Origin of the sequence: Haladaptatus sp. ZSTT2 (assembly GCF_037081775.1) — an archaeon.
GTDB lineage: Archaea > Halobacteriota > Halobacteria > Halobacteriales > Halococcaceae > QDMS2.
This window is the reverse complement of the sequence record NZ_JBAMHQ010000001.1, coordinates 642,430-665,797: the sequence shown is the minus strand read 5'-3', so window position 1 is coordinate 665,797 and position 23,368 is coordinate 642,430. Positions and strand designations below refer to the sequence as shown.

Annotated in this window: 32 protein-coding genes; 23 read left to right on the top strand and 9 right to left on the bottom strand. The window is 62.3% G+C overall.

Annotated features, from left to right (window positions below):
- Positions 1-79 precede the first annotated feature (79 nt).
- Positions 80-1,231 (top strand): cystathionine gamma-synthase, encoded by a 1,152-nt coding sequence (locus V5N13_RS03575; protein WP_336359648.1) that lies wholly within the window; start codon positions 80-82, stop codon positions 1,229-1,231.
- A gap of 30 nt (positions 1,232-1,261) precedes the next feature.
- Complete coding sequence (locus tag V5N13_RS03570) at positions 1,262-1,927, top strand: MBL fold metallo-hydrolase (RefSeq protein WP_336359647.1); 666 nt, start codon at positions 1,262-1,264, stop codon at positions 1,925-1,927.
- Positions 1,928-1,975: 48 nt separating this feature from the next.
- On the opposite strand, the gene V5N13_RS03565 is transcribed toward V5N13_RS03570, so the two are convergent.
- Genes V5N13_RS03565 through V5N13_RS03555 form a run of 3 tightly spaced genes read right to left on the bottom strand, consistent with a single transcriptional unit; the run spans position 1,976 to position 3,050 of the window.
- On the bottom strand, positions 1,976-2,242 hold the full coding sequence (locus V5N13_RS03565) for an elongation factor 1-beta (RefSeq protein WP_332899462.1): 267 nt from the start codon (positions 2,240-2,242) through the stop codon (positions 1,976-1,978).
- A 2-nt stretch (positions 2,243-2,244) separates the two neighbouring features.
- Positions 2,245-2,424: an HVO_2753 family zinc finger protein gene (locus V5N13_RS03560; protein WP_332899461.1), complete on the bottom strand. Its 180-nt coding sequence runs from the start codon at positions 2,422-2,424 to the stop codon at positions 2,245-2,247.
- A gap of 50 nt (positions 2,425-2,474) precedes the next feature.
- Positions 2,475-3,050, bottom strand: coding sequence for a DUF2391 family protein (locus tag V5N13_RS03555; RefSeq protein ID WP_336359646.1), 576 nt, complete (start codon positions 3,048-3,050; stop codon positions 2,475-2,477).
- Positions 3,051-3,128: 78 nt separating this feature from the next.
- Here V5N13_RS03555 and V5N13_RS03550 point away from each other — a divergent pair, with 78 nt between their 5' ends.
- Positions 3,129-4,253 (top strand): VIT1/CCC1 family protein, encoded by a 1,125-nt coding sequence (locus tag V5N13_RS03550; RefSeq protein ID WP_336359645.1) that lies wholly within the window; start codon positions 3,129-3,131, stop codon positions 4,251-4,253.
- 34 nt (positions 4,254-4,287) lie between these two features.
- The gene (locus tag V5N13_RS03545; RefSeq protein ID WP_336359644.1) at positions 4,288-5,001 is read left to right on the top strand and encodes a DUF2270 domain-containing protein; all 714 of its coding nucleotides are present in this window, start codon (positions 4,288-4,290) and stop codon (positions 4,999-5,001) included.
- On the opposite strand, the gene V5N13_RS03540 is transcribed toward V5N13_RS03545, so the two are convergent.
- Genes V5N13_RS03540 through V5N13_RS03525 form a run of 4 tightly spaced genes read right to left on the bottom strand, consistent with a single transcriptional unit; the run spans position 5,002 to position 9,292 of the window.
- Positions 5,002-5,817, bottom strand: coding sequence for an enoyl-CoA hydratase/isomerase family protein (locus tag V5N13_RS03540; RefSeq protein ID WP_336359643.1), 816 nt, complete (start codon positions 5,815-5,817; stop codon positions 5,002-5,004).
- A complete protein-coding gene (locus V5N13_RS03535) occupies positions 5,814-6,686 on the bottom strand; it encodes a 3-hydroxyacyl-CoA dehydrogenase family protein (protein WP_336359642.1) in 873 nt (290 codons plus the stop codon). The genes V5N13_RS03540 and V5N13_RS03535 overlap by 4 nt, the downstream gene beginning before the upstream one ends.
- Positions 6,687-6,710: 24 nt before the next feature.
- Positions 6,711-8,123, bottom strand: a complete 1,413-nt coding sequence (locus V5N13_RS03530) for a zinc ribbon domain-containing protein (RefSeq protein WP_336359641.1) — start codon at positions 8,121-8,123, stop codon at positions 6,711-6,713.
- Positions 8,120-9,292 (bottom strand): thiolase domain-containing protein, encoded by a 1,173-nt coding sequence (locus tag V5N13_RS03525; RefSeq protein ID WP_336359640.1) that lies wholly within the window; start codon positions 9,290-9,292, stop codon positions 8,120-8,122. The genes V5N13_RS03530 and V5N13_RS03525 overlap by 4 nt, the downstream gene beginning before the upstream one ends.
- Positions 9,293-9,401: 109 nt before the next feature.
- On the opposite strand from V5N13_RS03525, the gene paaK reads away from it, so the two are divergent.
- From paaK to V5N13_RS03485, 8 genes are all read left to right on the top strand, one after another.
- Positions 9,402-10,682 carry a phenylacetate--CoA ligase PaaK gene (paaK, locus tag V5N13_RS03520; protein ID WP_336359639.1) on the top strand — a complete coding sequence of 427 codons (1,281 nt, stop codon included), beginning with the start codon at positions 9,402-9,404 and terminating at the stop codon, positions 10,680-10,682.
- Positions 10,683-10,722: 40 nt separating this feature from the next.
- A complete protein-coding gene (locus V5N13_RS03515; protein WP_336359638.1) occupies positions 10,723-11,184 on the top strand; it encodes a MaoC/PaaZ C-terminal domain-containing protein in 462 nt (153 codons plus the stop codon).
- Positions 11,185-11,273: 89 nt separating this feature from the next.
- Positions 11,274-11,708 (top strand): ester cyclase, encoded by a 435-nt coding sequence (locus tag V5N13_RS03510; RefSeq protein ID WP_336359637.1) that lies wholly within the window; start codon positions 11,274-11,276, stop codon positions 11,706-11,708.
- A gap of 88 nt (positions 11,709-11,796) precedes the next feature.
- The gene (locus V5N13_RS03505) at positions 11,797-12,234 is read left to right on the top strand and encodes an ester cyclase (protein WP_336359636.1); all 438 of its coding nucleotides are present in this window, start codon (positions 11,797-11,799) and stop codon (positions 12,232-12,234) included.
- 78 nt (positions 12,235-12,312) lie between these two features.
- A complete protein-coding gene (locus tag V5N13_RS03500) occupies positions 12,313-12,756 on the top strand; it encodes an ester cyclase (RefSeq protein WP_332899449.1) in 444 nt (147 codons plus the stop codon).
- A 40-nt stretch (positions 12,757-12,796) separates the two neighbouring features.
- A complete protein-coding gene (locus tag V5N13_RS03495) occupies positions 12,797-13,672 on the top strand; it encodes an amidohydrolase family protein (RefSeq protein WP_336359635.1) in 876 nt (291 codons plus the stop codon).
- Entirely contained in the window at positions 13,669-14,466 is a 798-nt protein-coding gene (locus V5N13_RS03490) for an alpha/beta fold hydrolase (RefSeq protein ID WP_336359634.1), read from the top strand. Before V5N13_RS03495 ends, V5N13_RS03490 begins: the two co-directional genes overlap by 4 nt.
- A 25-nt stretch (positions 14,467-14,491) precedes the next feature.
- Positions 14,492-14,875, top strand: coding sequence for a PaaI family thioesterase (locus V5N13_RS03485; protein WP_336359633.1), 384 nt, complete (start codon positions 14,492-14,494; stop codon positions 14,873-14,875).
- A 16-nt stretch (positions 14,876-14,891) separates the two neighbouring features.
- Here V5N13_RS03485 and V5N13_RS03480 read toward each other — a convergent pair whose 3' ends face one another.
- On the bottom strand, positions 14,892-15,548 hold the full coding sequence (locus V5N13_RS03480) for a helix-turn-helix domain-containing protein (RefSeq protein WP_332899445.1): 657 nt from the start codon (positions 15,546-15,548) through the stop codon (positions 14,892-14,894).
- 86 nt (positions 15,549-15,634) lie between these two features.
- Between V5N13_RS03480 and paaA the strand changes: the two genes are divergently transcribed.
- The 11 genes from paaA (at position 15,635) to V5N13_RS03425 (ending at position 22,995) form a co-directional block, all read left to right on the top strand.
- Positions 15,635-16,564 (top strand): 1,2-phenylacetyl-CoA epoxidase subunit PaaA, encoded by a 930-nt coding sequence (paaA, locus tag V5N13_RS03475; protein ID WP_336359632.1) that lies wholly within the window; start codon positions 15,635-15,637, stop codon positions 16,562-16,564.
- 1 nt (position 16,565) lies between these two features.
- On the top strand, positions 16,566-16,883 hold the full coding sequence (gene paaB / locus V5N13_RS03470; RefSeq protein WP_336359631.1) for a 1,2-phenylacetyl-CoA epoxidase subunit PaaB: 318 nt from the start codon (positions 16,566-16,568) through the stop codon (positions 16,881-16,883).
- On the top strand, positions 16,883-17,725 hold the full coding sequence (gene paaC / locus V5N13_RS03465) for a 1,2-phenylacetyl-CoA epoxidase subunit PaaC (RefSeq protein WP_336359630.1): 843 nt from the start codon (positions 16,883-16,885) through the stop codon (positions 17,723-17,725). Before paaB ends, paaC begins: the two co-directional genes overlap by 1 nt.
- Complete coding sequence (gene paaD, locus V5N13_RS03460; RefSeq protein ID WP_336359629.1) at positions 17,715-18,128, top strand: 1,2-phenylacetyl-CoA epoxidase subunit PaaD; 414 nt, start codon at positions 17,715-17,717, stop codon at positions 18,126-18,128. The genes paaC and paaD overlap by 11 nt, the downstream gene beginning before the upstream one ends.
- A 2-nt stretch (positions 18,129-18,130) precedes the next feature.
- On the top strand, positions 18,131-18,298 hold the full coding sequence (gene paaE / locus V5N13_RS03455; protein ID WP_332899440.1) for a 1,2-phenylacetyl-CoA epoxidase subunit PaaE: 168 nt from the start codon (positions 18,131-18,133) through the stop codon (positions 18,296-18,298).
- A gap of 51 nt (positions 18,299-18,349) precedes the next feature.
- On the top strand, positions 18,350-19,183 hold the full coding sequence (locus tag V5N13_RS03450; RefSeq protein WP_336359628.1) for an NOP5/NOP56 family protein: 834 nt from the start codon (positions 18,350-18,352) through the stop codon (positions 19,181-19,183).
- On the top strand, positions 19,183-19,809 hold the full coding sequence (locus tag V5N13_RS03445) for a fibrillarin-like rRNA/tRNA 2'-O-methyltransferase (RefSeq protein WP_442905059.1): 627 nt from the start codon (positions 19,183-19,185) through the stop codon (positions 19,807-19,809). Before V5N13_RS03450 ends, V5N13_RS03445 begins: the two co-directional genes overlap by 1 nt.
- Positions 19,810-19,902: 93 nt before the next feature.
- Entirely contained in the window at positions 19,903-20,706 is an 804-nt protein-coding gene (locus tag V5N13_RS03440) for a DUF4397 domain-containing protein (RefSeq protein WP_336359627.1), read from the top strand.
- An 87-nt stretch (positions 20,707-20,793) separates the two neighbouring features.
- Positions 20,794-21,867: a glutamate--cysteine ligase gene (locus tag V5N13_RS03435; RefSeq protein WP_336359626.1), complete on the top strand. Its 1,074-nt coding sequence runs from the start codon at positions 20,794-20,796 to the stop codon at positions 21,865-21,867.
- A 47-nt stretch (positions 21,868-21,914) separates the two neighbouring features.
- Entirely contained in the window at positions 21,915-22,451 is a 537-nt protein-coding gene (locus V5N13_RS03430; protein ID WP_332899436.1) for a winged helix-turn-helix domain-containing protein, read from the top strand.
- A gap of 49 nt (positions 22,452-22,500) precedes the next feature.
- Positions 22,501-22,995, top strand: a complete 495-nt coding sequence (locus tag V5N13_RS03425; RefSeq protein WP_336359625.1) for a phosphopantetheine adenylyltransferase — start codon at positions 22,501-22,503, stop codon at positions 22,993-22,995.
- A 1-nt stretch (position 22,996) separates the two neighbouring features.
- Here the strand turns inward: V5N13_RS03425 and V5N13_RS03420 are convergent, their stop codons facing one another.
- Positions 22,997-23,305 (bottom strand): transcription initiation factor IIB family protein, encoded by a 309-nt coding sequence (locus V5N13_RS03420; protein ID WP_336359624.1) that lies wholly within the window; start codon positions 23,303-23,305, stop codon positions 22,997-22,999.
- Positions 23,306-23,368 lie beyond the last annotated feature (63 nt).

The window sequence follows — 23,368 nt, the reverse complement described above, 5'->3', positions numbered from 1 at the left end:
GCGTGGTGAATCTCATCCCCTAAAAAAGGTCGCACACGAGAACGGTAGACGTAACCCGCAGGCTCCCCACGTGGCGCGCATGGACGAACACATAGAAACCCGCGCCATCCACGCCGGGCAGGAACCCGACGAGGAGACCGGCGCGCTGATGACGCCAATTCACGCCAATTCGACCTACGTCCAAGACGGCCCCGGCGACCACCGCGGCTACGAGTATTCGCGCACGGGCAACCCCACCCGCACGGACTTAGAAGCAAACCTCGCCGCGCTCGAAAACGGCGCGTACGGCCGCTGTTTCTCCTCGGGGATGGGCGCGATAAACACCGTCCTCAACCTGCTTGATTCGGGCGACCACGTCGTCGCCGGCAACGACGTGTATGGGGGTACGCACCGCATCTTCACGCAGGTGTACGAGAAGTACGGCCTCGACTTCGACTTCGTGGACACGACCGATCACGACGCCGTCCGCGACGCCATGCGCGACGAGACGGCCCTCGTCTGGGTCGAAACGCCGACCAACCCGCTGATGAACGTAAACGACATTGGCGCGCTCGCAGACATCGCCCACGACCACGACGCGCTCTGTACGGTGGACAACACCTTCGCCACGCCGTACCTCCAGCGCCCGCTCGACCACGGCGCTGACATCGTCGCCCACTCGCTCACCAAGTACCTCGGCGGCCACTCAGACGTCATCGGCGGCGCGCTCATCACCGACGACGAGGAGTTGGACGAGGAGATTGGCTTCTACCAGAATTCGGTAGGCGCGACGCCCGGTCCGTTCGGCTGTTTCCTCGTGCTCCGGGGCACCAAGACGCTCCCCGTTCGCATGGACCGCCACTGCGACAACGCCCGCGACCTCGCCGAATGGCTCGCAGACCATGACGCCGTCTCCAAAGTCTACTACCCCGGCCTCGAATCCCACCCACAACACGACCTCGCCGCAGCGCAGATGGACGACTTCGGTGGGATGCTTTCGTTCGAGTTCGACGGCACGTTAGAACAGGCGAGTACGGTCGTGAGCGAGACGGACGTGTTCACGCTCGCAGAGAGCCTCGGCGGCGTCGAGAGCCTCATCGAACAGCCAGCAGCGATGACCCACGCAGCCATTCCGAAAGAAGAGCGCCTCGCGGCGGGCCTCACTGACGGCCTCATCCGCGTGAGCGTCGGCATCGAGCACATAGACGACCTGAAAGCAGACCTCCAGCAGGCGTTCGACGCCGCGCTGTAACTTTACCTCATCTGCCGACGTACGGGGGGTATGGTGCTTCCCGACGCGATACACCCCATCCCCCTTTCGGTGCCGTTTGGCGACCACGATATCGAGATTCACCCCGTCGCCGTCGAAACCGACCACGGCCTCATTCTCGTCGATACGGCGGTTCCTGATGCTCACGGTGATATCGACGCCAATCTCAACAGCCTTGGCTACGGCATCGACGACATCTCCGTCATCATCATCACCCACCATGACGCAGACCACGCCGCCGGATTGGCACGCCTCGTCAGTCGAACCGACGCCCTCGTCTGCACGCACGGCCGGGAAGCCCCCTACCTCGAAGGCAAAATGCCGCCGGAGAAGGGAAACTGGGTGCCTGACCCGGTTCCCGTGGACGTCGAACTCGTCGATGGGGTGAGTTTCAGAACTGCAGTTGGACCGATGCAGGTTGTCTCGACGCCCGGCCACTCACCGGGCCACTGCTCGCTGTATTTCCCCACGACGTACACGCTCATCTCGGGCGATGCGCTCAACGTCGTAGACGGACTCGTCGGGCCGAGACCCGAGTTCACCCCGGACATGCAGACGGCCACCGAGTCGGTCGAAAAACTCGCCTCGTTCGACGTGACGACCACCCACTGCTATCACGGCGGGACGGTGCCTCAAGGCACGCCACGCATCAAAGAAATTCTCGCCTCGCTCCGCTGAGCAGCGGCGTCGCTCACCGGGTAGTGGGCGTGAAAAACGGGTGTCGGCTTAAATGCGGCCGACGTTTTCGACGGAGACAGATTCGACGCCGTCGACTTCGATGAAGGCTTCCTCGACTGCTTCCGTGCCACCAGCACCGTCCGGGACGATGACGGTTGGCAGGAGGGCGATGAGGCCGAATGCGACGTTGTCGCGTTCGAAGCCGTTGATTTTTGCGCCTTCAGGCAGGGACTGCTCAAGGCGGTCCTGGAGGTCGTCCAGGTCGATTTCAGGGCTGTTCGGCATGACTTTCATCTTGGCGGCTACTTTTCCCATGATTATGGACCGGTGAATCCGCAGTCAGGACACTCATAGAGGTTGCTCTGCTTTCGGCACTTCGCACAGCGGTAAATCTGCTGGCCGCAGTCTGGACAGTCGAATGCGGCGGCGTTGGTACCGGAAATGTTGATTCCACACGAAACGCACTTCCGTGCAGAAACTTGTTGACTCCCGCTCATACCCCCTCTTCCGTCTCGCGGCTTTTAACCGTTATCAAACGGAGTTGGACTCAACTCCCCGGGAGAATGTCACCAAGCGCCGCACCGATGGCCATCGGGACGAACGCCACGCTCACCTGACAGAGCGCGAGCCACGAGTCGTCCCACGAGACGCGCCCCCACGCGCTCATCATCAACACGGCCGCCCCGAACGAGATGGCGACGACGCCGACGAGCCGCCGCGGGAACACGCCCAAAATCGGGTTCGTAATCCGGACGTCTTGGATGTCTGCGACGTAGAGCAGGCCAATCACGATACTGATGGCAATCCCAATCGTCGCAAGCAGGTAGCTCGGATGCGTCGCAATGAACGCGCCCGCTTCGAGCGTGCCGCTCTCTACGAACATCGGAATCCCGAAAATAATCGCCCCGACAAAGGCTTCTGCGGCGTCGGCGCGGTCGAATCCCTTGATGGTGTTCCCGAACACAGACGCGGTGGTTTGACTCGCCTCCATCGCAATCGCCCGCGCTTCTCGCACCTGCTCGCGGGCCTCATCATCGACCGTCGATTCGAGGCGGTCGAACTGCTGGGCCAGGTCTGCAAGCGTAGAGCGGTCGTCACGCGACCCGTTTGCGCGGCTGTCCATAGGCTGTCGTCCCGCGCCGCGCGTAAAACTCTGCCCGTGAGGGTGTGGGCTAAGCCGCCAGCACTCGTACGAGTCTGTATGGTGGAGATGGGGGACACCGCCCGGTATCAGGCGAACTGGCAGGACGAAATCGACAGCGCGTCGCTCTACCGGACGCTCGCTGAAACCGAATCGCAACCCCAACTCGCTGAAGTCTATCTAAAACTCGCAGAGACGGAAACGAAACACGCCGAGTTTTGGGCCGACCGGCTCCGCGAAGCTGGTGGAACGCTCCCCGACGCGCGGCCGTCGTGGCGTGCTCGCACGCTTTCGTGGCTGGCCCGGCGATTCGGCGCACAGACGATTCTCCCCACGCTCACCGCGACAGAACGCGCCGGTCACGCGGGCTATCTCAGCCAACCGGAGGTGACCGGTACGTCGCTGCCAGCCGACGAGCGGTCGCACGCCACGTTGCTCCGCACAATCGACTCGACGGCGGGCGTCGAGGGAAGCGTCCTCGCTCGCCTCGAAGGCCGTCATCGCTCTGCGAGCGGGAACGCGCTCCGCGCGGCGGTCCTCGGCGCGAACGACGGGCTCGTCTCGAATCTGAGTCTCGTGATGGGCGTCGCGGGGGCTGCGCTCTCTGGGTCTGCCATCCTCATCACCGGCCTCGCCGGGCTGCTCGCTGGAGCCGGGTCGATGGCGATGGGCGAATGGCTCTCGGTCCAGAGTTCGAGAGAACTCTACCAACGGCAGATAGCCATCGAAGCCGAAGAACTCAGCGAGACGCCAGCAGAGGAAGCAGAAGAACTCGCACTCATTTACCAAGCGAAAGGGCTGACAGAACCGCAGTCCCGAGAGCTGGCTGCACGCCTCCTCGCAGACGAACAGACGGCCCTCGACACCCTTACGCGCGAAGAACTCGGCATCAACCCGGAGGAACTCGGCGGGTCGGCGTGGGAAGCAGCGGGTACGTCGTTCGTCCTCTTCGCGCTCGGCGCAATCGTCCCCGTCGCGCCGTTTGCAGTTCTGACTGGCATGACGGCCGTCATCACGAGTCTCGCACTCAGCGCCGTTGCGCTGTTCGGCATTGGCGCGGCCATCACGCTCCTCACCGGCCGCAGTCTGCTCTACTCTGGTGGCCGACAGGTGTTGATTGGGCTTGCTGCGGCGGCACTCACCTACGGCGTCGGGTCGCTCATCGGTGTGACGCTCGTGGGCTAGTGGTTTTATCAAGAAATACGAACATCGTCTCTGAATGACCAGTTCGGACGACGACTTCGACCCCGAGGCGCGCGAAGGACGGGAGGTCGCTGGCGAGGCGGCGACCGACCGCAGCGACTTCCTCTCGCTGATGGGGCACGTCTACCGGGGCGAGGTTGGGCGGGCAAACGCGTGGCGCACCCGCCTCGACCGCACCACGAACTGGGCGGTCGTGCTCACCGCGACGTTGCTCACGTGGGCCTTTTCGGCCGAAACCCGCCCACACTACGTCATCCTCGTCGGGATGGCGATGGTGGCGCTGTTTCTCGTTTTCGAGGCGAGACGCTATCGCATCTATGACGTGTGGCGCTCGCGGGTTCGGCTGTTAGAGGAGAACGTGTTCGCAAACGCCCTCGACCCGGAGGGTGCAGAACAGCGTGGCTGGCGCAAACTTCTGAGCCGCGACCTGCGGACGCCGACCGTCAAAACGCCGCTCGCAGAGGCGGTCGCCCGCAGAAGCCGCCGCATCTACTTTCCGCTGTTCATCGTTCTCTTGCTCGCGTGGGTTATCCATCTCGCCGTCTTCGACGCGACCGACATGGGCTTGATCCAGCGGGCGAGTATCGGTCGCCTCCCCGGAACCGTCGTCGCAGGAGCTGTCAGCCTGTTTTATGCGACAATCACTGGCATCACGTTCTGGCCGCGCGAACGTCACGCAAAAGGTGAACTCCAGTCGGACGAGCAGGCCCAAGACGACTGGAAAGCCTGATTATTTGCCCGTCCACTCGGCGTCGCGCTTCTCGAAGAAGGCGTCCATGCCTTCCTGTTTGTCCTCGGTCGCAAACAGCTGGGTGAACAGCTCAGATTCGTAGGCAATGCCCTGTTCTAACTCCATGCGCGAGGCCGCCTTGACTGCGTCCTTGGCGAATTCGAGTGCGACGGGACTTTTGTCGGCCATCTTCGCCGCGAGGTCGTAGACGCGCTCGTCGAAGCCGTCGTCGCCGTACACCTCGTCTACGAGGCCGATGTCTGCTGCTTCCTCGGCCGAAATCAGTTCGCCGGAGAGAATCAGGCGCATTGCGTGACCCTCACCCACGAGTCGCGTCAGGCGTTGGGTGCCGCCGCCGCCGGGGATGATGCCGAGATTGATCTCGGGTTGTCCCAACTTCGCCTTCTCGTAGGCGATGCGCACGTCACAGGCCTGTGCGAGTTCACACCCGCCGCCGAGGGCGTGGCCGTTGATACGCGCGATGACCGGCATCGGGAGGTCATCGACCACTTCGTAGATGCGCGGGCGTCGGCTGACTTTGCGCTGTTCGAGCGTCGTCCGCTCGCGCAGTTCGCCCACGTCTGCGCCCGCGACGAACGCCTTCGCCTCGTCTGCCCCCGTGAGGACGATGACGCGCACCTCGTCTGCGTCTTCGAGCGCGGTGAAGATGCGTTTCAGCTCCACGCGAACCTGCGAATTTAGCGCGTTTCGCGCGTCCGGACGGTCGATGGTGACGGTGGCGACGTACTCGCGGTCGCTTCCCACGTCGAGGTGGACGAGCGAGCAGTCTGCGGCGACTGATTCAAGGTCGCTCATCGCTCGACCTCCCCGACGTTTTCGCCCTCGTCCCACTCGTAGAAGCCCTGCCCGGATTTCCGCCCGAGGTGCCCAGCGCGAACCTTTCGTTTCAGCACCTGTGGCGGGCGGAATCGCTCGCCCAACTCTTCGCGTAGGTATTCGAGAATGTCGAGGCGTACGTCTAAGCCCACCAAGTCGGTGAGTTCGAGCGGCCCCATCGGGTGGTTGTAGCCTAGCGTCATCGCCTCGTCAATATCGGCGGCGCTCGCGACGCCCTCTTCGTACATCCGCATGGCTTCGACGCCGATGGTGACGCCGAGCCGTGAGGAGGCAAAGCCGGGCGAGTCCGTGACGACGATTGGCGTCTTTTCGATAGCCTCGACGAACTCGACGGCGGCCGCTTCAGTGGCGTCGTCGGTCTGCTCTGCGAGGACGACTTCGACGAGCGCCATGATGTGGACTGGGTTGAAAAAGTGGAGGCCAATCGCCCGGTGGGGCGAACTGAGTTCGCTCGCAATCTCCGTCACCGAAAGCGAGGAGGTGTTGGTGGCGAGAATCGCGTCTTCGGGCGCGACCGCTTCGGCATCCGCGAACACCTGCTGTTTGAGGTCGAGGCGTTCGGGGACGGCCTCCACGATGAGGTCAGCCTCGCCTGCGGCTTCTCGGAGGTCGGTCGTCGTCGTGAGCCGAGAGAGGGCGGCATCCATTTCGGCTTCGGTGAGTTTCTCGCGGTCGACACCACCTTGCAGGTTGCGCTCTACAGCGTTGCGCGCCTCGCTCAAAACGCTCTCGTCAATATCTCGAAGAAATACATCGTGGCCGGCCATCGCGCTCACTTGCGCGATGCCGTGACCCATGGTTCCAGCACCGAGTACGGTGACGTGCATATCGACACGCGAACGCGAACCGAGTTAATGGTTATCGTCTGTCGATCTGACCTTAAATCCGTAGCGGGTGACTCCCTCTTGGGTGTAGATGCGGCGAATTATTGCCGTCACTTCATCGCCCACCGACGGATTCCCAAACGCCACCTGCGCTGGGGCGCTCACCGTCTTGCCGTCGTACTCGAAGGCGACGATTGTGATGCCGAAATCGCCGTTCTGGGCCTGCTGGACGGCGAACTCCGGTGGCGCGCCGCCCTGCCCGATTCGCGTCACGGCCTCGACGGTGCCCGTGCCCGACAACTGCACATCCTCGAACGTGCCCAAGTTCCCGCACTCGTCACAGGCTCCTTCCGGCGGGAAGGCAAGCGCACCACACTCGACGCACTCGCCCGCGACCAGTCGGTGGCGCTGTGGAAGTGATTGGTGCCACGCGGGCATGGAGACGTACGCGCCCCCACCCGATGGCGAGTCACCCGTCAGGTCGCCCCGGCGGCGGAGATACTCGGCGTACGTGAGTTCCGCGTCGCCCGAGAGCGCGAGGTTCGTCTTTACGCCCTCGCCGTCCACGACGAACGCGGACGCACCGCCGCCGGCTCCATAGCCCACGCCGAGGACGCGCTCGCAACCAGCGTCAAGTGCTTTTGCGAGACCGAGCGGGACGCTCGCCCCGCCCGTGTCACCGAGGTCGTGGACGGTGGTTCCCGCCTGAACGAGTTCGGTGTCGATATCGAGCGCCTTCGCCGCCCGATACGGCAACTTTCCGTCTGGAGCCTGCAGACACGCCGCGGCGATGTCACCGACGTACACCTGCTCGACTGCACCGCGAACTGTCTCAGTGTACGCCTCGCGGTCGTAGCCGGTCACGCCGAGGCCATCGACGTACTCGCTCCCGCGTTCGCGGAAACGAGTTCCGGGATACGGTGTCGTGAACTCGGCTTGGCTCACGACCTCCGCACCTTTCTCTCCAAGGACGAACGCCACAGCACCCGCGCCGGCGGCGTGTTCGTGGGCGTCTGATGGGTGGCCGCGCGGGCAGTCGCTTGCGATGACGAGGCCGACGCTGTCGTTCCACGGTCCTATCTCTACACCGGAAAGGAGCGCCTGTACTCCCGCCCTCGTACTCCCGCCGAACTGCTGACGTGGGGTGGACTCTTCGACGCCAAGCATCGAGCCGAGTCGCGCGGTCAGGTCTTCCTCTTCGGTAGGAGGCGTCGAGGAGGCGAACCCAAGATGGGCCACGTCCGCACCCGCGCAGTCTGCGGCGGTGAGGGCGCGCTTCCCGGCTTCGACGGCCATCGTCAGCGCGTCCTCGTCTGCGTCGGGCACCGACTTTTCGGTGATTCCCGCGGGGCCGCGACTCCACTCCTGTGCAAATTCGCTGCCAGCAATCCTGAAACGCGGCGCGTACGCACCGACGGCGGTGATGCGCGGGCCGCTCATGGCTGCTCCTCCGTTTCGAAGATGTGAACGACGGCCGCGCCGCCGCTTCCGCCGACGTTGTGCGTCAGCCCGTAGCGGGCGTCCTCGACCTGTCGCTCCCCTGCCCTGCCCGAGAGTTGGGTGAACGCCTCTGCGACCTGTCCCGCGCCGGTCGCGCCGATTGGGTGGCCCTTGCTCTTGAGTCCGCCCGAAGCGTTTACGACCACGTCGCCGCCGTAGTCGGTCGCCCCCGAGGCGACGTAGGGGCCAGCCTCGCCCGGCTCGCAAAAGCCGAGGTCTTCGTAGGCCATGAGTTCGGCAATCGAAAAGCAGTCGTGCACCTCCGCGAAGTCGATGTCATCGGGGCCAACGCCGGCCATCTCGTAGGCCTGTTCAGCAGCGCGCTGTGAGGCCGGGACGCCCGAATAGGTGTCGCGCTGGAACAGCCCGACTTTGTCGGAGCCAGCGCCCACGCCCGCGACGCGGATGGGGTCGTCCGTGTATTCCTCCACCACGTCTTCGCTCACGATGAGCGCGCAGGCCGCGCCGTCGGTCGTCGGACAGCAGTGATACAGCGTGAGCGGATCTGCGACGGTCGGTGCGTTCATCGCGTCTTCGAGCGAGCACTCGAATCTGAGCTGTGCGTGCGGGTTTTTCGCCCCGTTACGGTGGTTTTTGACGGCGACATGCGAGAGGTGCTCTGTGGTCGTACCGTACTTTTTCATGTGTGAACTCGCCATCTGAGCGTAGACGCCCGCAAAGGTGGTTCCGGAGAGACGCTCCCACTCGGTTTCCCCAGAAACGCCGAGCCACCAGCGAGTGGCGTCGCCCGAGAGGTCGGTCATGACCTCGACGCCGCCGGCGAGGACGACGTCTGCCATCCCGCTTTTGACGGCTTGGACGGCCTGTCGGACGGCGTAGCCGGAGGCCGCACAGGCGTTTTCGACGCGGGTGCAGGGAATCCCCGACAGCCCGACGTGTTCGGTGACGGCCGGGCCGGGAAGCCCAATCTGGCGGCCACCAACACCGAGCGTGCCGATGACGGCTTCGTCGATGTCGTCGGGGTCAATGCCGTGAGGGACGCTCGAAAGCGTCGCAGTGTACGCCTGCTCGAACAACGAGCGATAGGATTCGTCGGGGAACGACCCGAAATCGGACTGGGCCGCGCCCACGAGATACGCGTCGCGCATACTGCCCCGTTCGTGGCACGCAAGGTATACTCTGTTGGCTTCGCCGTGCAGAAACGTGTAGGATTGTCCGACAGAATAGATTTGTGGGGTGCTGGCAAACCTCGAACGTATGCACGGCGATGTGGAGACGGCGACCCGTGAGGAGCTTCGAACGGTGCAAACGGAACGGCTACAGCGGATGGTCACACAGGCGGCCACCGTCCCGTACTATGCACAGGCGTTCGAGGATGCGGGCGTCTCCCCGGACGACATCGAGTCCATCGACGACATCGAGAAACTGCCGTTCACCACGAAAGAAGACCTGCGCGACAACTACCCGGACAAACTGTTCGCCGTCCCGCGCGAGGAAATCGTCCGGCTGCACGCCTCGTCTGGAACCACGGGGAAGCCGAAAATCGTCGCCTACACGCGCGACGACCTCAAGGTCTGGCGCGAGGCGATGGCCCGGTCGCTCGTCACCGCGGGCGTTTCCGCCACGGATACCGTCCAGAACGCCTACGGCTACGGCCTGTTTACTGGCGGCCTCGGCTTTCACGACGGCGCAGAGGAACTCGGCGCGACGGTCATCCCCATCGGCGGCGGGAACACCGACCGGCAAATCGACTTCCTCGAAGATTTGGGGAGCACCGTCCTCTCGTGTACTCCGTCCTACTGTCTCTACCTCGCAGAAGCCATCGAAGCGCGCGGCGTAGACCCCCACGACCTCCCGCTTTCGACGGTCATCATCGGCGCAGAACCCTTCACCGACCCGATGCGCGAGGAGATTGAGGAGGCGCTCGACGTGACCGCAATCGACGTGTACGGGCTCTCAGAAATCGTCGGTCCAGGCGTCTCCATCGAGTGTGCAGACGTGCAAAACGGCCTCCACGTCTGGGAGGATTTCTTCTATCCCGAAATTATCGACCCCGAAACCGGGGAGGTACTGCCAGAAGGCGAAGAAGGCGAACTCGTGCTCACGACACTTGCGAAAGACGCGATGCCTATCTTGCGCTATCGAACCGGCGACATCACCTCGCTCAACTACGACACGTGCGACTGTGGGCGCACCCACGTCCGGATGGACAACGTGACTGGGCGCGCCGATGACTTGCTCATCGTCCGCGGGGTGAACGTCTATCCAAGCCAAATTGAGGAAGCGATGCTTGAGTTTGCAGAAGTCGCACCCCACTATCGCATTGACTTGCGCCGCGAGGGTGCCCTCGATACGATGGAACTGACGGTCGAACACCACGCAGATGTGGTGGACGTCGCGGGCCTCACAGAGCGGATTCGAAAGAAATTGAACTCGAAGCTGGGCGTGAAACTCTCAGCGCTGCACGTCGTCGAACCGGGCACAATCGAACGGACGACGGTGGGGAAGGTACAGCGCGTGTTCGACCACCGCACGTAATTCCCGGTAATTTTTTCTCATCTTTCGGTGAAGGCAGCATGTGCCATACAGTTACGAACCACACTTCTTCGAGGATATGGAAGTGGGGAAAACCTTCGAGAGCGTCGGGCGGACCATCACCGAAACGGATTTCGTCAATCACTCTGCGTTCGCGGGCGACTGGACGGAACTCCACACGAACAAAGAGTACTCGAAAGACGGCCCCTTTGGCAAGCGCATCGGCCACGGTCCGATGACGTTCATCGTGACAACCGGCCTCGTTCAACGATGTGGCTTCGTAGAGCGCACCGTCATCGCCTTCCTCGGCATGAATTACATGGACGTCCCGAATCCCGTGTTCATCGGCGATACGCTCTCTGCTGAGTTCGAAGTCACGGAAAAACGCGAGTTCGAGAGCCGCGACGATGCGGGCCTCGTGGTCATCGACGCGACGACCACCAATCAGGACGGGACGGTCGTCTTCCAAGGCGACATGAAGTTCATGTTCAAGCGCCGCGACTGAACTTTCCTATCTTTCTGTCACTCTTTCAAAAAAGCCCGTTCGGATACTGCTTTCTCCTTCGTCACCGTAGTGATATATGGTGCAAAACCATGGCAAAACTATCACCACGAGATGCGAAGTCGCGCGTCGTTCGCTTTAACGATGAAGTGTTCAACGGGCGAAACTACGACCTGCTGGACGAATTGATGACCGACGACATCATCCTCCACGAGACATCGTCGCCGGAAGACATCAAAGGTCGCGAGGCGTTCACGGTATATCTCAAAGGGCTTCACGCGGGATTCTCCGACCTCAAAGCAATCATCGAAGACCAAATTGTCGAGGGTGACAAAGTCGTCACGCGGTACACCTACGAAGGCACGCACGACGGCGAATTCATGGGAATGGACGCGACCAACCGGTCGGCCAAAATTTCGGGCATCGTCATCAATCGGATGGAGGGTGACAAAGTCGCAGAAACGTGGACGAACGCCGACTTCCTTGGCTTGATGCAACAGCTCGAACTCATCCCACGCCAAGAATAGTCGTCCCAATCCCTTGAAATTCCTCGTTTTCAGCCGTTCTACATACAGATTTCTCCTCGCCCGCTGATACAGTACTGAGGGATTGAAAATGGCCGTCCAAGATGTGAAACAGATGAAAGACCTCGTTCTGAACATGGCCGTCGACGTGATGAACGACAAGAAGCTCGATGACATTTCGAAGTACTATACCGACGACTGTGTCGTTCATTACGCGGACGCTCGCCCCGACGAGACCGGTATCGACGGACTACGGAAAAACTGGGAGGACGTGTTCGCGGGCTTCCCGAACTTCACCGCCGACCTCAACCGTGTCGTCGCTGAAGGCGACAAACTCGCCGTGAACTACACGTACAAGGGCACCCACGAGGGTGCGTTCCTCGGCGTCGCTCCGACGAACAAGAAGGCCCAAATCGACGGGATGACGCTGTACCGGTTCGAGGACGGCAAGATTGCAGAGTCGTGGGTTCACTCAGACCTGCTTGGCCTGATGCAACAACTCGGTGCCGCACCGAAACCCGGCGAATAAGCCCAAATCACGCTGATTTTTCTGACATTCAAGCAAGGGACTTGCTCACAGACAGCCTCCCTCTAGTGGGTGGCACACATGGCAATCCAATCACCAACAACAGAGAACAAACAGCTTGCACGCCGATTTTTTGAAGAGGTGCTGAGCGAAAAGAACTTCGACCTGATCGACGATCTGTTTGCGGAAACGTACACGCATCACGACGCAGAGAGCGGGCGCGAACTCCACGGCCGCAGAGAGTTCAGAAAGCTGCTCACCGAGTTCACGACGGCGTTCCCGGACGTGAACATGACCATACACGACCAACTCGCAGACGACGACCACGTCGTCACGCGACTCACCATGACCGGCACGCAGACGGGACCGTTCGGTGACATGGACGCAACGGGCAAGTCCGTAAGCATCGACGGTATTGTCGAACACCGCGTAAAGAACGGCAAAATCGTCGAGGGCTTCCCACAATGGGACATGCTCGGCATGATGCGACAGGTCGGTGTCGTTCCGGACGAACTCGCCGACTGACGGTATCCCTTTTTCACCGTGTGGGAACAATTCACGAGGTATGCCCGGAGATGTTCTCGCAGACGGCGAACCGCGCGCCATCGACATGCACGCTCACCAGCCGACGAAGGAGTTTTTAGAGGACGCTGGCGGCGAGATGATGCGCGACGCCGCCAAAAAGTTCGGCGCGGAGATGGAGTTCGACACCTACGAAGGGATGCGCGAAGAGTACTACGCCGCCGGCGTGAAGAAAGTCGTCCTCGTCGGGTGGGACGCGGAGACGAACACGGGCAACCCGCCCGTCACGAACGATTACGTCGCAGGCGTCCGCGACGAATTTGCTGACTTCATCATCGGGTTTGGCAGTGTTGACCCACTCAAAGACGACTGCGTCGAGGAAGCAGAGCGCGCCGTGAACGACCTCGGCCTCTCAGGCTTCAAGTTCCAGCAAATCGCTCAAGGGTTCTCACCGAGCGACCCCGAACACGAACCGCTCTGGGACACCATCGAAGACCTCGGTGTGCCCGTCATCTTCCACGGCGGTAACTCCACGCTCGGCGCGGGCAGCCCCGGCGGTCGCGGCCTCAGAATCAAGTACGGCAACCCGATGCTCATAGACGACGTGGCCGCGACGCATCCAGACCTGCAGATTCTCATCGCGCACCCGGCGTTCCCGTGGGAGCGCGAACAGCTCGCCATCTGCCAGCAGAAGGGGAACGTCTACATGGACTTCTCGGGCTGGCTGCCGAAGTACATCGACGATGAGTGGCTTCACTACGCCGGAACCCTGCTCAAGGACAAGACGATGTTCGGCACCGACTACCCGATGATTGGCCCGAAACAGTGGCTCGACAACTTCAGGGAATACACTGACTACCCCGAGGATGTGCAGCGAAAACTCCTCTGGGAGAACGCTGAAGCGTTCCTCAACTTGTGAGAAAAGAAACGCTCGCCGGACACCCGGCGGTCACGGTCGGAGCGGGGTCAGATAGGCTCCTCATCATCCCGGGGCTGAACGACCCACTCATGCGCGTGACCGAGACGTTCTGGTTCGCCCGCATCGTCGCCACCTACTGCAAGCGCTACGCCGACACCCATACGGTTTCTATGGTCTCGCGGCCGATGGGCGTCGAAACCCAATCGACCGCCGAGATGGCCGTTGGCTACGCCGATGTGCTCAAAGAAACCGGTCCAGCGGCGGTCATGGGACTCTCGATGGGTGGGTTCATCGTCCAGCATCTCGCCGCCGTCCGCCCCGACCTCGTGACCGGTGCGATACTCGGCCTGTCTGCGGCAAAACTCAGCGGCGCAGGCTACGACACTATCGTCCGGTGGCGCGACTGGGGGCGGGCCAGCCAGTGGAACCTCATCTACCGCGAGGCCGTCGATGCCGTCGCAGTTGGCCTGCTCAGGCGCGGCTTCTCACTGGGAGCACGCGGCTACGACCTCGTGACGCGCGGGCCGAGTACGCCCGAAGACTTCATCGGTGCGGCGGAGGCGTGTCTCGCCCACGACGCGACAGACATACTTCCCGAAATCGACGTGCCGACGCTGACGATTGGCGGGACGAGAGACCCCTTCTTCGCAGAGCGAGACTTCCGCGAGACAGCCACGGCACTCCACGGCGAGCTACAGATATTACCAGCAATTGGCCATGAGGCGGTCATCCACCACGCCGCCGCCTTTGACCGGCCAATCAACCGCTTTCTCAGCGACGGGGCACAGTTTTAACCACCCCGCGGGCGTCTGCCGGACTATGGACGTAGAAGCCTTCTTCGAAGGGATGCCGTTTGCTGATTTCCTCGGTGTCGAAGTCACCGAAGCCGAAGACGGCCACGCCGAAGGCCACATCGAGATGCGCAAAGAACTCTCGTGGAACGCCGAGAAGCTGATGGCCCACGGCGGCGTGGCGTTCACGCTCGCGGACACCGTCGGTGGTGCGGCACTCGTCTCGCTCGTAGACCAGCCAGTCCCAACAATCGACATGCGTATCGACTACCTGAAAGCCGGGACGGGCGACCTCTACGCCGAAGCCGACGTGGTTCGCTGTGGCTCTTCCGTTGGCGTGGTGGACGTGATGGTCGCGGACGAAGGCGGAAACGAAGTCGCAAGCGTCCGCGGCGTGTACAAAACCGGGTAGCGCTCCTCCAATCGGGCTAGAACACCTGCGAGAACAGGCCGCGCTCGCCACGATGCAAGCGTTCTAAGAACGAGGATTTACTGATGTCGAGCGCCGCCGCAACCGCCGCGGCATCGACTTTCCGTGGCACTTCGAAGTAGCCCATTTCCACGGCCGTCCGGAGCGCTTCTTCTTGGGCTGGCGTGATGTCCCACTGCTGGGCAACGGTCGTCTCGTCGTCTGTGCCGAGCGGGTAGATGCGTTCGAGCGTGACGCCGACGGCGTCGGCCCCGGCCTCGGCGTTTCGCGCAGCCACCGTGTCGAGAACCCCTTGTAACACGTCGCGGCCGACAACCGCGCCGGTGTGGCGCTCGGTTCCACGATGGTATTGGAGCGATTCGACCAGCAGGCCCGCGTTTGTCAGGTCGTGGACGACGCAGCGCTGTTTTGCGAGGCAGCGAAAGTTGTAGCGACCCTCCGTGTGGGACATGTGGAGATAACGCACCCGTTCGTCTGCGTCAAGAATCGGGGCGACGTCGTCGGTCGGGGCGCTGAAGCGGAGGAGGACGTTCCCGTCCGCTCTGAGTTGAGGTGGGCGGGCGACGAGCGTCGTCCCAGCCTCCCGCGAGGCGTCTGCGAGCGGACAATTGTCCCCCGTTACGCGAAACTCGACGACGAGGCACTCGGCGATCATGCGGAGATATTGGCCGCCACAATATTTAAAGCCCTGTCATGAACGGGGTAACGAGTATCCGGTATCGTCTGTTATTATTTTCCATCATGGATCTCGATACTGTGTTCGAGCGAGCAGGTCCGCGGGCGTTCAGCCCGAAAGACGACCTGCCCCAGGAATACCGCGAGGCGGCGACGCGGATGATTCAGTTCCACGCGAACTCTGAGATAATGGGCGCGTATTTAGAACGCCCGTTCATCCGCCAAGCGCCGAGCCTCGACCGCAAACTCGCCTTCAGCGCGAAGGTGCAGGACGAAATCGGCCACGGTCAACTGCTCTATCGCGCCGCAGAGTCCCTCGGTGTGAAGACGCGCGAGCAGATGCTCGATGAACTCGCCAACGGGAAAGGCAAGTTCCTGAACTGCTTTCACTACCCGATGGAACACTGGTGGGAAGTGCCGATGATTGGCTTCTTCGTTGACGGCGCGGCGATGCGCCGCCAGGCGACGCTCAAGGACACGAGTTGGGAGCCGTACGCCCACGCAATGGACAAGATTTGCTTCGAGGAAGGCTTCCACATCAAACACGGCGAGCACATCCTCCGCGAACTCGGCACCGGGCCGAAAAAGCACCAAGAGTTAGTGCAAGAAGCGTTCGAGGAGTGGTGGCCGCGCATCATCCAGTTCTTCGGCCCGACCAACGACAAGAGCGTCCACCACGACTTCGCGTCGAAGGTGGGCTTAAAGCGCAAATCGAACGACGAACTCAGAAACGAGTTCCTCACCGTCTACATCCCGAAAGCAGAGCGCTACGGCCTCGAAATCCCCGAGTACCCACGCATCAACTTCGACGAGGAGACGGGGAGCTACGAAGTCATCGAGGAGGACCTAGACTGGGACGAGTTCTTCCAGATTGCGAAAAACGAGTACGAACCCGGCCTCGGGCAAATCAACACCCGCAAGGCGGCCCAAGACGCCGTCGAGTGGGTGACCGAATCGCTCGAAAACACTGGCCCAACCCCACAGGCGGCTGACTGATATGATTTGGGAAGTTTTCAGACAGGAAAAACAGGGCGGCTACCACACCCACTGTGGCAACGTCCACGCACCAGACCGCGAGATGGCGCTCATGTTCGCACAGGTGCAACACGCCCGTCGCCGCCCGACCCACAGCCTGTGGGTCGTCCCGAAAGACGAAATCGGTGAAGTTGACGCAGAGGAAGCCTCGTTCGGCGGTACGACCGACAAGATGTACCGCTGGGCGATGACGTTCAACACGGACGCGAGTTTCGCAAAGGAAATCGAAGACTCGGAGAAAGAGCAAATCGAGGCCGAGCGCCAGCGGAGGGAACAATAATGGCGCTCTCCGAACTCCCCGGCCCGGCGGAGTTAGACGCAGAACAGCAACAGGCCGTCTCCGAGGTCATCTTCCGGATGGCCGACGACGAGTTCGTTCTCGCAGAACGCTACACCGAGTGGCAGGTTCGCGCGCCGACGCTCGAATCCGACCTCGCCATTGCGAACATCGCACAGGACGAGTACGGCCACGCCCGTCTCTGGTACGACCTGCTCGAAGACTTCGGCGCAGAAGAGCCAGAACTCATCTGGGAGCGACCTCCGAGCGACTTCCGCCACTCGACGCTGGTCGAACTCCCGATTATCGAGGGCGACTGGGCGGACAGCATTCTGCGTGGGTATCTGTTCGACACCTACGAGAAACTCCACCTCGAATCGATTCACGGCTCTGCGTACCCGCGCCTGCGAGATCGTGTCGAGAAGGTTCAGATGGAAGAGCGCTACCACTTAGAGCACGGCCAGAACTGGCTCGAACGCCTCTGTGACGACGAGCCGGGCCGGGAGAAAGTCCAGCAGGCGTTCGACCGCCTGTTCCCGTACGCGCTCACGCTGTTCGAGCCAAGCGAACACGAAGCCGACATCGTGGAACTTGGCGTTCGCACCGAACCGCTCGCCGACCTGCGCGCCCGCTGGCTCGAAATCACCCTGCCGTTCCTCTCGTCGCTCGGTCTCTCCGTACCGGAAGCCGAGGATGAGCTACCGGAACTGCCTGCGGAAACCGGCCGCCACGGCGACCACACCGCAGACTGGGAGCCACTCTACGAGGAGTTCACCCACACCTACCGCACGCTCGGGCTGAGTACCCCGACGAAGCTGCTCAAGGACCCTGACGATGTCAAGTAACCCAACCGAAAACACCGCCACGCCGTGTTCGCACACCGACTACGTCCACGGCCCCGAACGCGAGGGCCTGCCTGCGACCGGCGAGGGCACAACGGGTGTCGAACGCCGCGTCTGGGACACCCTCTACGCCATCGAAGACCCGGAGATGCCGGTCAGCATCGTTGATTTGGGGCTCATCTACGGCGTCACCGTCGAAGACGGGCACGCCGACGTGAAGATGACGCTCACCTACACCGGCTGTCCGGCCCGCGAGATGCTCACGACGGACATCGAGGAAGCCGTCGCCGCCGTGGAGGGCGTCGACAGCATGGAGTTAGACCTCGTCTGGAGTCCGCCGTGGACGGTCGAGATGGTCACCGAACCGGGGAAGGAGGCCCTGCGCGAGTTCGGGCTGTCCATCTAATCATGCGATTCAACGACCCGAGCGTCACGACGAGTCCCGACGAATCGCCCGCAGTCTGCCCGTACTGTGGCTCAGAGAACACGGTGCGCGACCACCCGAAGGGGCCGGGACTCTGCCGGTCGATGCACTACTGCAACGGCTGTGACCAGCCGTTCGAGAAGTTCGGGTAGTCGGCCAGCAGAGCGCGCCTTTTAACCACATCCCACTCGCTACCGACAGGTATGACTGAAAACGGATGGTTCGTCGGCGTCGATTCCGACGACACCGCCGCGGCCGTCGCGCGGATTATCGAGGGGGCAGCCGACGCGCCTGCCGATTGGCCTTCCGAGGCCGTTGCCGCCGGGTTTGCTTCTGATGAGGACGCTTACTACGAGCGCCTCCACGCGGCGACCGTCGAGGCAGCCCGCAGGGAAGTCGTGGAAAAAGAGCGGGCGACCGACAAGCAGTTGATTCACGCAGTGCGCGCCATGGACGACTCGCGTCGGATGGCGAACGAACTGGCCGAACGCGTCGCAGAATGGGCTGGCAGCCGCTTTGCAGACGCTGGGACGGGTGTGGAGTACGCCCGCGACCTCGCTGTCCGTGAGCCAGAAGACGCTGCGGACGAGCAACTCATCTCGCTTGCGACGCGGTGTGCCGAACTCGACGACGAAGCCGACGCACTCAAGCAGTTCGTCGAGGAGACGACGCCGCTCATCGCGCCGAACCTCTCGAATCTGGCAGAACCGGTGCTCGCGGCGCGACTCATCGCGCTCGCCGGCGGTCTCGACACGCTCGCAAAGAAGCCGAGCGGGACGGTGCAGGTGCTCGGCGCAGAGGACGCGCTGTTCGCCCACCTAAAGGGCCAAGCTTCCTCGCCGAAACACGGCATCATCTTCATGCACCCGGCGATTCGCCACACGCGCCGGGAGGATAGAGGGTCTGCGTCTCGCGCCCTCGCCGGGAAGCTCTCGATTGCGGCGCGTATCGACCACTACGCGGGCGACCTGCGTCCCGAGTTAAAAGCAGAACTCGATGAGCGCATTGCGACCATTCAGGCGCGAGGTGAGAACTGATGTTGCCAGACGGCGTCTCCCGGCGCACGTTTGACGGGCAAGAACGGCTTGCGACGCAGGGGCAGGCGGTGTACGGCGAACCAGTGAGCGAAGGCTGGCGGCTGTGGGACGCGAATCGTTCGAAACTCGGCGCGATGCTCGAAACGGAGATGGACGTTGGCCTTGCTGGCGGCGAAAAAGTGCTGTATCTCGGCGCGGCGAGCGGGACGACCGTGAGCCACGTTGCAGATTTCTCAGGGCCGACCTACGCCGTGGAGTTCGCACCGCGCCCCGTCCGCGACCTCGTGGGCGTCGCCCGCGACCGCAGCAACCTGTTTCCGTTGCTCAAAGACGCCCGCAAACCGGAAACTTACGCCCACATCGTCGAGTCGAATCTCGACGTGCTCATCCAAGACGTTGCGACTCGCGGGCAGGCAACGGTTGCCCTCCGAAACAAGCAGTTCCTCGCAGAGGACGGAGGGGCGCTCATCGCCATCAAGGCGCGCAGTGAAGACGTGACGCGCGACCCCGGCGACGTGTTCGATGACGTGCTCGCTGAGTTGGCGGACGGCTACGACATCCTCGAAACCGCGCGACTCACGCCGTTCCACGACGACCACCTCGGCGTGGTTGCGACGCCGAAGTGACCAGATAACCAGACGACTGAGCCACCGTTCCGAACCAGTTGGGGGTCGCCGATATTTGTTTACACGACGTTCCTTGTGACGAGGAGTCGAATTATGCAAACCTCTCGCCGCGCAGTCCTGAAATCGCTCGCCCTCGTTGGGACGACCGCTTCGATCGGCAGCGCCGCCTTCGCCGGAACCGCCGCCGCAGATCGCAAGCAGTGGGCACTCGTCCGTGTCGTCCACGCGTCGCCCGACGCACCAAACGTAGACGTGTACGTAAACGACCAACGCGTCCTCGCCAATGTGCCGTTCAAAGCCGTTAGTGACTACCTCCCGCTCCCGGTCGGGACGTACACCGTGACGATTACCGCAGCAGGCGACGAATCGACCGTCGCCTTCAGCGGCGCTGTAACGGTCGAACGCAACGCCTACACTATCGCCGCAATCGGTGAACTCACCGAAGGGACGTTCCGACCGCTCATCCTCACCGATACGCTGCGCCGTGTTCGCGGGAAGAACGCCCGGGTTCGAGTGGTGCACGCGTCGCCGGACGCACCCGCCGTCGACGTGACGGTCGCAGATGGTGCCTTGACTCTCTTCGATGGGCCTGCGTTCGGCGGTGTGACCGAGTACATCGAAGCCCCCGCTGGCGGGTATGACGTCCAGGTTCGCGCCGATACACCCGGGGACGACGGCCCGGTCGTCGGCACGTTCCCCGTAACCCTCGACGGTGGCGATGTGTACACGGTGTTCGCACTGGGGTATCTGACGCCCGACGACGAACCCACAGCCAACCCATTCGACCTCGTGATCGCCGTAGATCGCGACGCTCGCCGCCCACGCAGTCGACCGGCTCGTCGGTGGCTCCGTCGGTATCAAGACGACCGCCGCGAGCGCGACGAAACCGCCGACTGAATAGGTTCTGACCTTCTCGAAGCCGGCCGGTAATCACGGTGGGCAAAGCCAGAACTGTTTAAGTTGCCGCGGCCGTACCCGGATACGATGGATACGGGCTCTGCCGAGAATTTCACGCAGACCGGGACGCTCGGAATCGAAGAGGAGTTTTTCGTCATCGATGACGCAGGCCGTCCGACCTCGGGCACTGACGAACTCGTCTACGAGTCTACGCCACCCGAGCTTCTCCAAAACCGCATCGACCACGAACTGTTTAAGTGCACCATCGAGACACAGACGCCGATAATCGAACGCCTCGCTGGCGCCCGCGAGAATCTGCTTGCCATCCGCGAGGCGCTCGTCAGCCACGCCGAGACGCATGGTTTCGGCATTGCGGCGGCGGGCCTCCACCCGGCGGCGAAGTGGCGCGAACTCGAACACGCAGAAAAGTCGCGCTACAAAGCGCAACTCGACCGCATCCAGTACCCACAACACCGTAACACGACGGCGGGGCTGCACGTCCACGTCGGCGTCGACGACGCGGATAAAGCCGTCTGGATTGCGAACGAGATTCGCTGGCATCTCCCGGTGATGCTCGCACTCTCTGCGAACTCGCCGTTCTGGAACGGGTTCGATACGGGGCTGTCGTCTGCTCGGGCGAAGATTTTCGAGAACCTGCCGAACACGGGGATGCCGACCGATTTCGAGGACTACGAGGATTTCCTCCGCTTCGAGCACATGATGGTGAACCAGGGGTCGATAAACGACCGCGGCGAACTCTGGTACGACGTACGCCCACACACGGCCTACGGCACGCTCGAAGTCCGGACGCCCGACGGACAGCGAGACCCCGACCGCGTGCTCGCGTTTGTCGAGTACACGGCGGCGCTGGTCGAGGAGTTGGGCGAGCGCTACGATGACGGCGAAACCGGATTCAAACACCGCCGGGAACTCCTCGATGAGAACAAGTGGCGGGCACTTCGCTACGGCCACGACGCGTCGTTTATCGACAAAGACCGACAGGGAACGAGCACGCTCGGCGAGATTGTTGACGAAGAGTGCGAACGCCTCGACATCGCGGGAATCAAAGAGCTGTACGAGAGCGAAAGCGGGGCAGCGTTCCAGCGCAGAGTGCTTGCAGAAGAAGGGATGGACGCCCTCTGTGACGCTCTCAGACTGTAGCCAAGGGTTTTTACCCGGCAATCGCTTTGTCCCGCTTGAGAGGACGTATGGCTGCTGATAACTCACCAGATAGTTCAAAGGAGGGTGAGGCCGACCAGGATTCTGCGTCGGCCGGTGGTCGGGGGCGGCCACGAGAGAAACTCGAACAGCATCGGGCACGGCTGGAAGACGAAGCAGACCGTGCGGTAGACCAGTTCGACGAACGCATCGTCGAACTCCTATCGTGGGTGCTCGATACGGAAACCCGGGCGCGCATTTACGTCTATCTTCGCCAGCGTCCGTGGGGGACGAGCGACGAGATTGCCGCCGGAACTGGGCTCTATCCGAGCACGGTTCGAGAAGCGCTCGCAGAACTCCACAGCGAGGGCATTTTAGAGCGCAGAAAACGCAAGAACTCCGGGGCCGGGAACAACCCTTACGAGTACACCGCCATGCCTCCGAGCGAACTCGTCACAACGCTCGCAGAGCAGGTACAAGACGAGCTCAACACGGTTTTCAACCTCGATTGCTATCTCGGGAAGCGCGACCTGAACACGGCGACAGAACCCGTCACCATCACCGTCGAGGAAGCGAACGACGAGTGACATACACTGAGTCGAAGCCACTAAGCCAGCGGCGGTCGATGAGTGGACTATGAAAGTCGCGCTGGGCGGGACGTTCGATCCGGTTCATGACGGGCACCGGGAGCTGCTCAAACGAGCCTTCGAACTGGGTGACGTGACTGTTGGTCTCACGAGCGACGAGCTTGCGCCACAGACTCGCAAGGAAGACCGGTACGTACGGCCGTACGAGGAGCGAAAAGCCGACCTCGAAACCGAACTCCGACGCTTCGCCAAAGAGTACGGCCGCGAGTGGGAGATTCGCACGCTCGAAGAGCCAACCGGCATCGCCACCGAACCCCAGTTCGACATCCTCATCGTTTCGACGGAGACCCAACGCGGGGGCGAACTCGTCAACGAGATCCGCGAAGAGCGCGGCATCGACCCCCTGCAAATCGAGGTCGTAGACCGCGTCTACGCGAAAGACGAGGACGTGATTTCGAGTACGCGCATCGTCCGCGGCGAAATCGACCAACACGGCAACATGACCCCAGAACGCGATGGCCGACCCGCAGAGCGCGAACAGTAAGCTACCAGCCCGGCGGCCGCAAGCCCGCTTCTTCTAACAAGCCTTTCCACCGCTGTTGAATCGTGAGCCGTGCGACCCCGACGGCATCTGCAACGTCACCCTGTGAGCGTTCGTCGCCCGCGATGAGCGCACCCGCATACAGACTCGCCGCAATCACCGCCGGTTTCGAGCGGTCCTTTTCGGGGACCGTCGAGAGAAAGAGGTCTTGGGCGCGCGAACGCGCCTCCGTCCCGAGCGAGAGCCGGTCTGCGGCCTGTTCGAGTTGGGCGAGCCACTCCTCGTTTTCGACTTGGTCGCGGGCTCGATACACGACGCAGGCTTGGCCGCCATCGGTGATAAGCCCTCGCCACCCGAGAGCGACAGGTATTTTGTT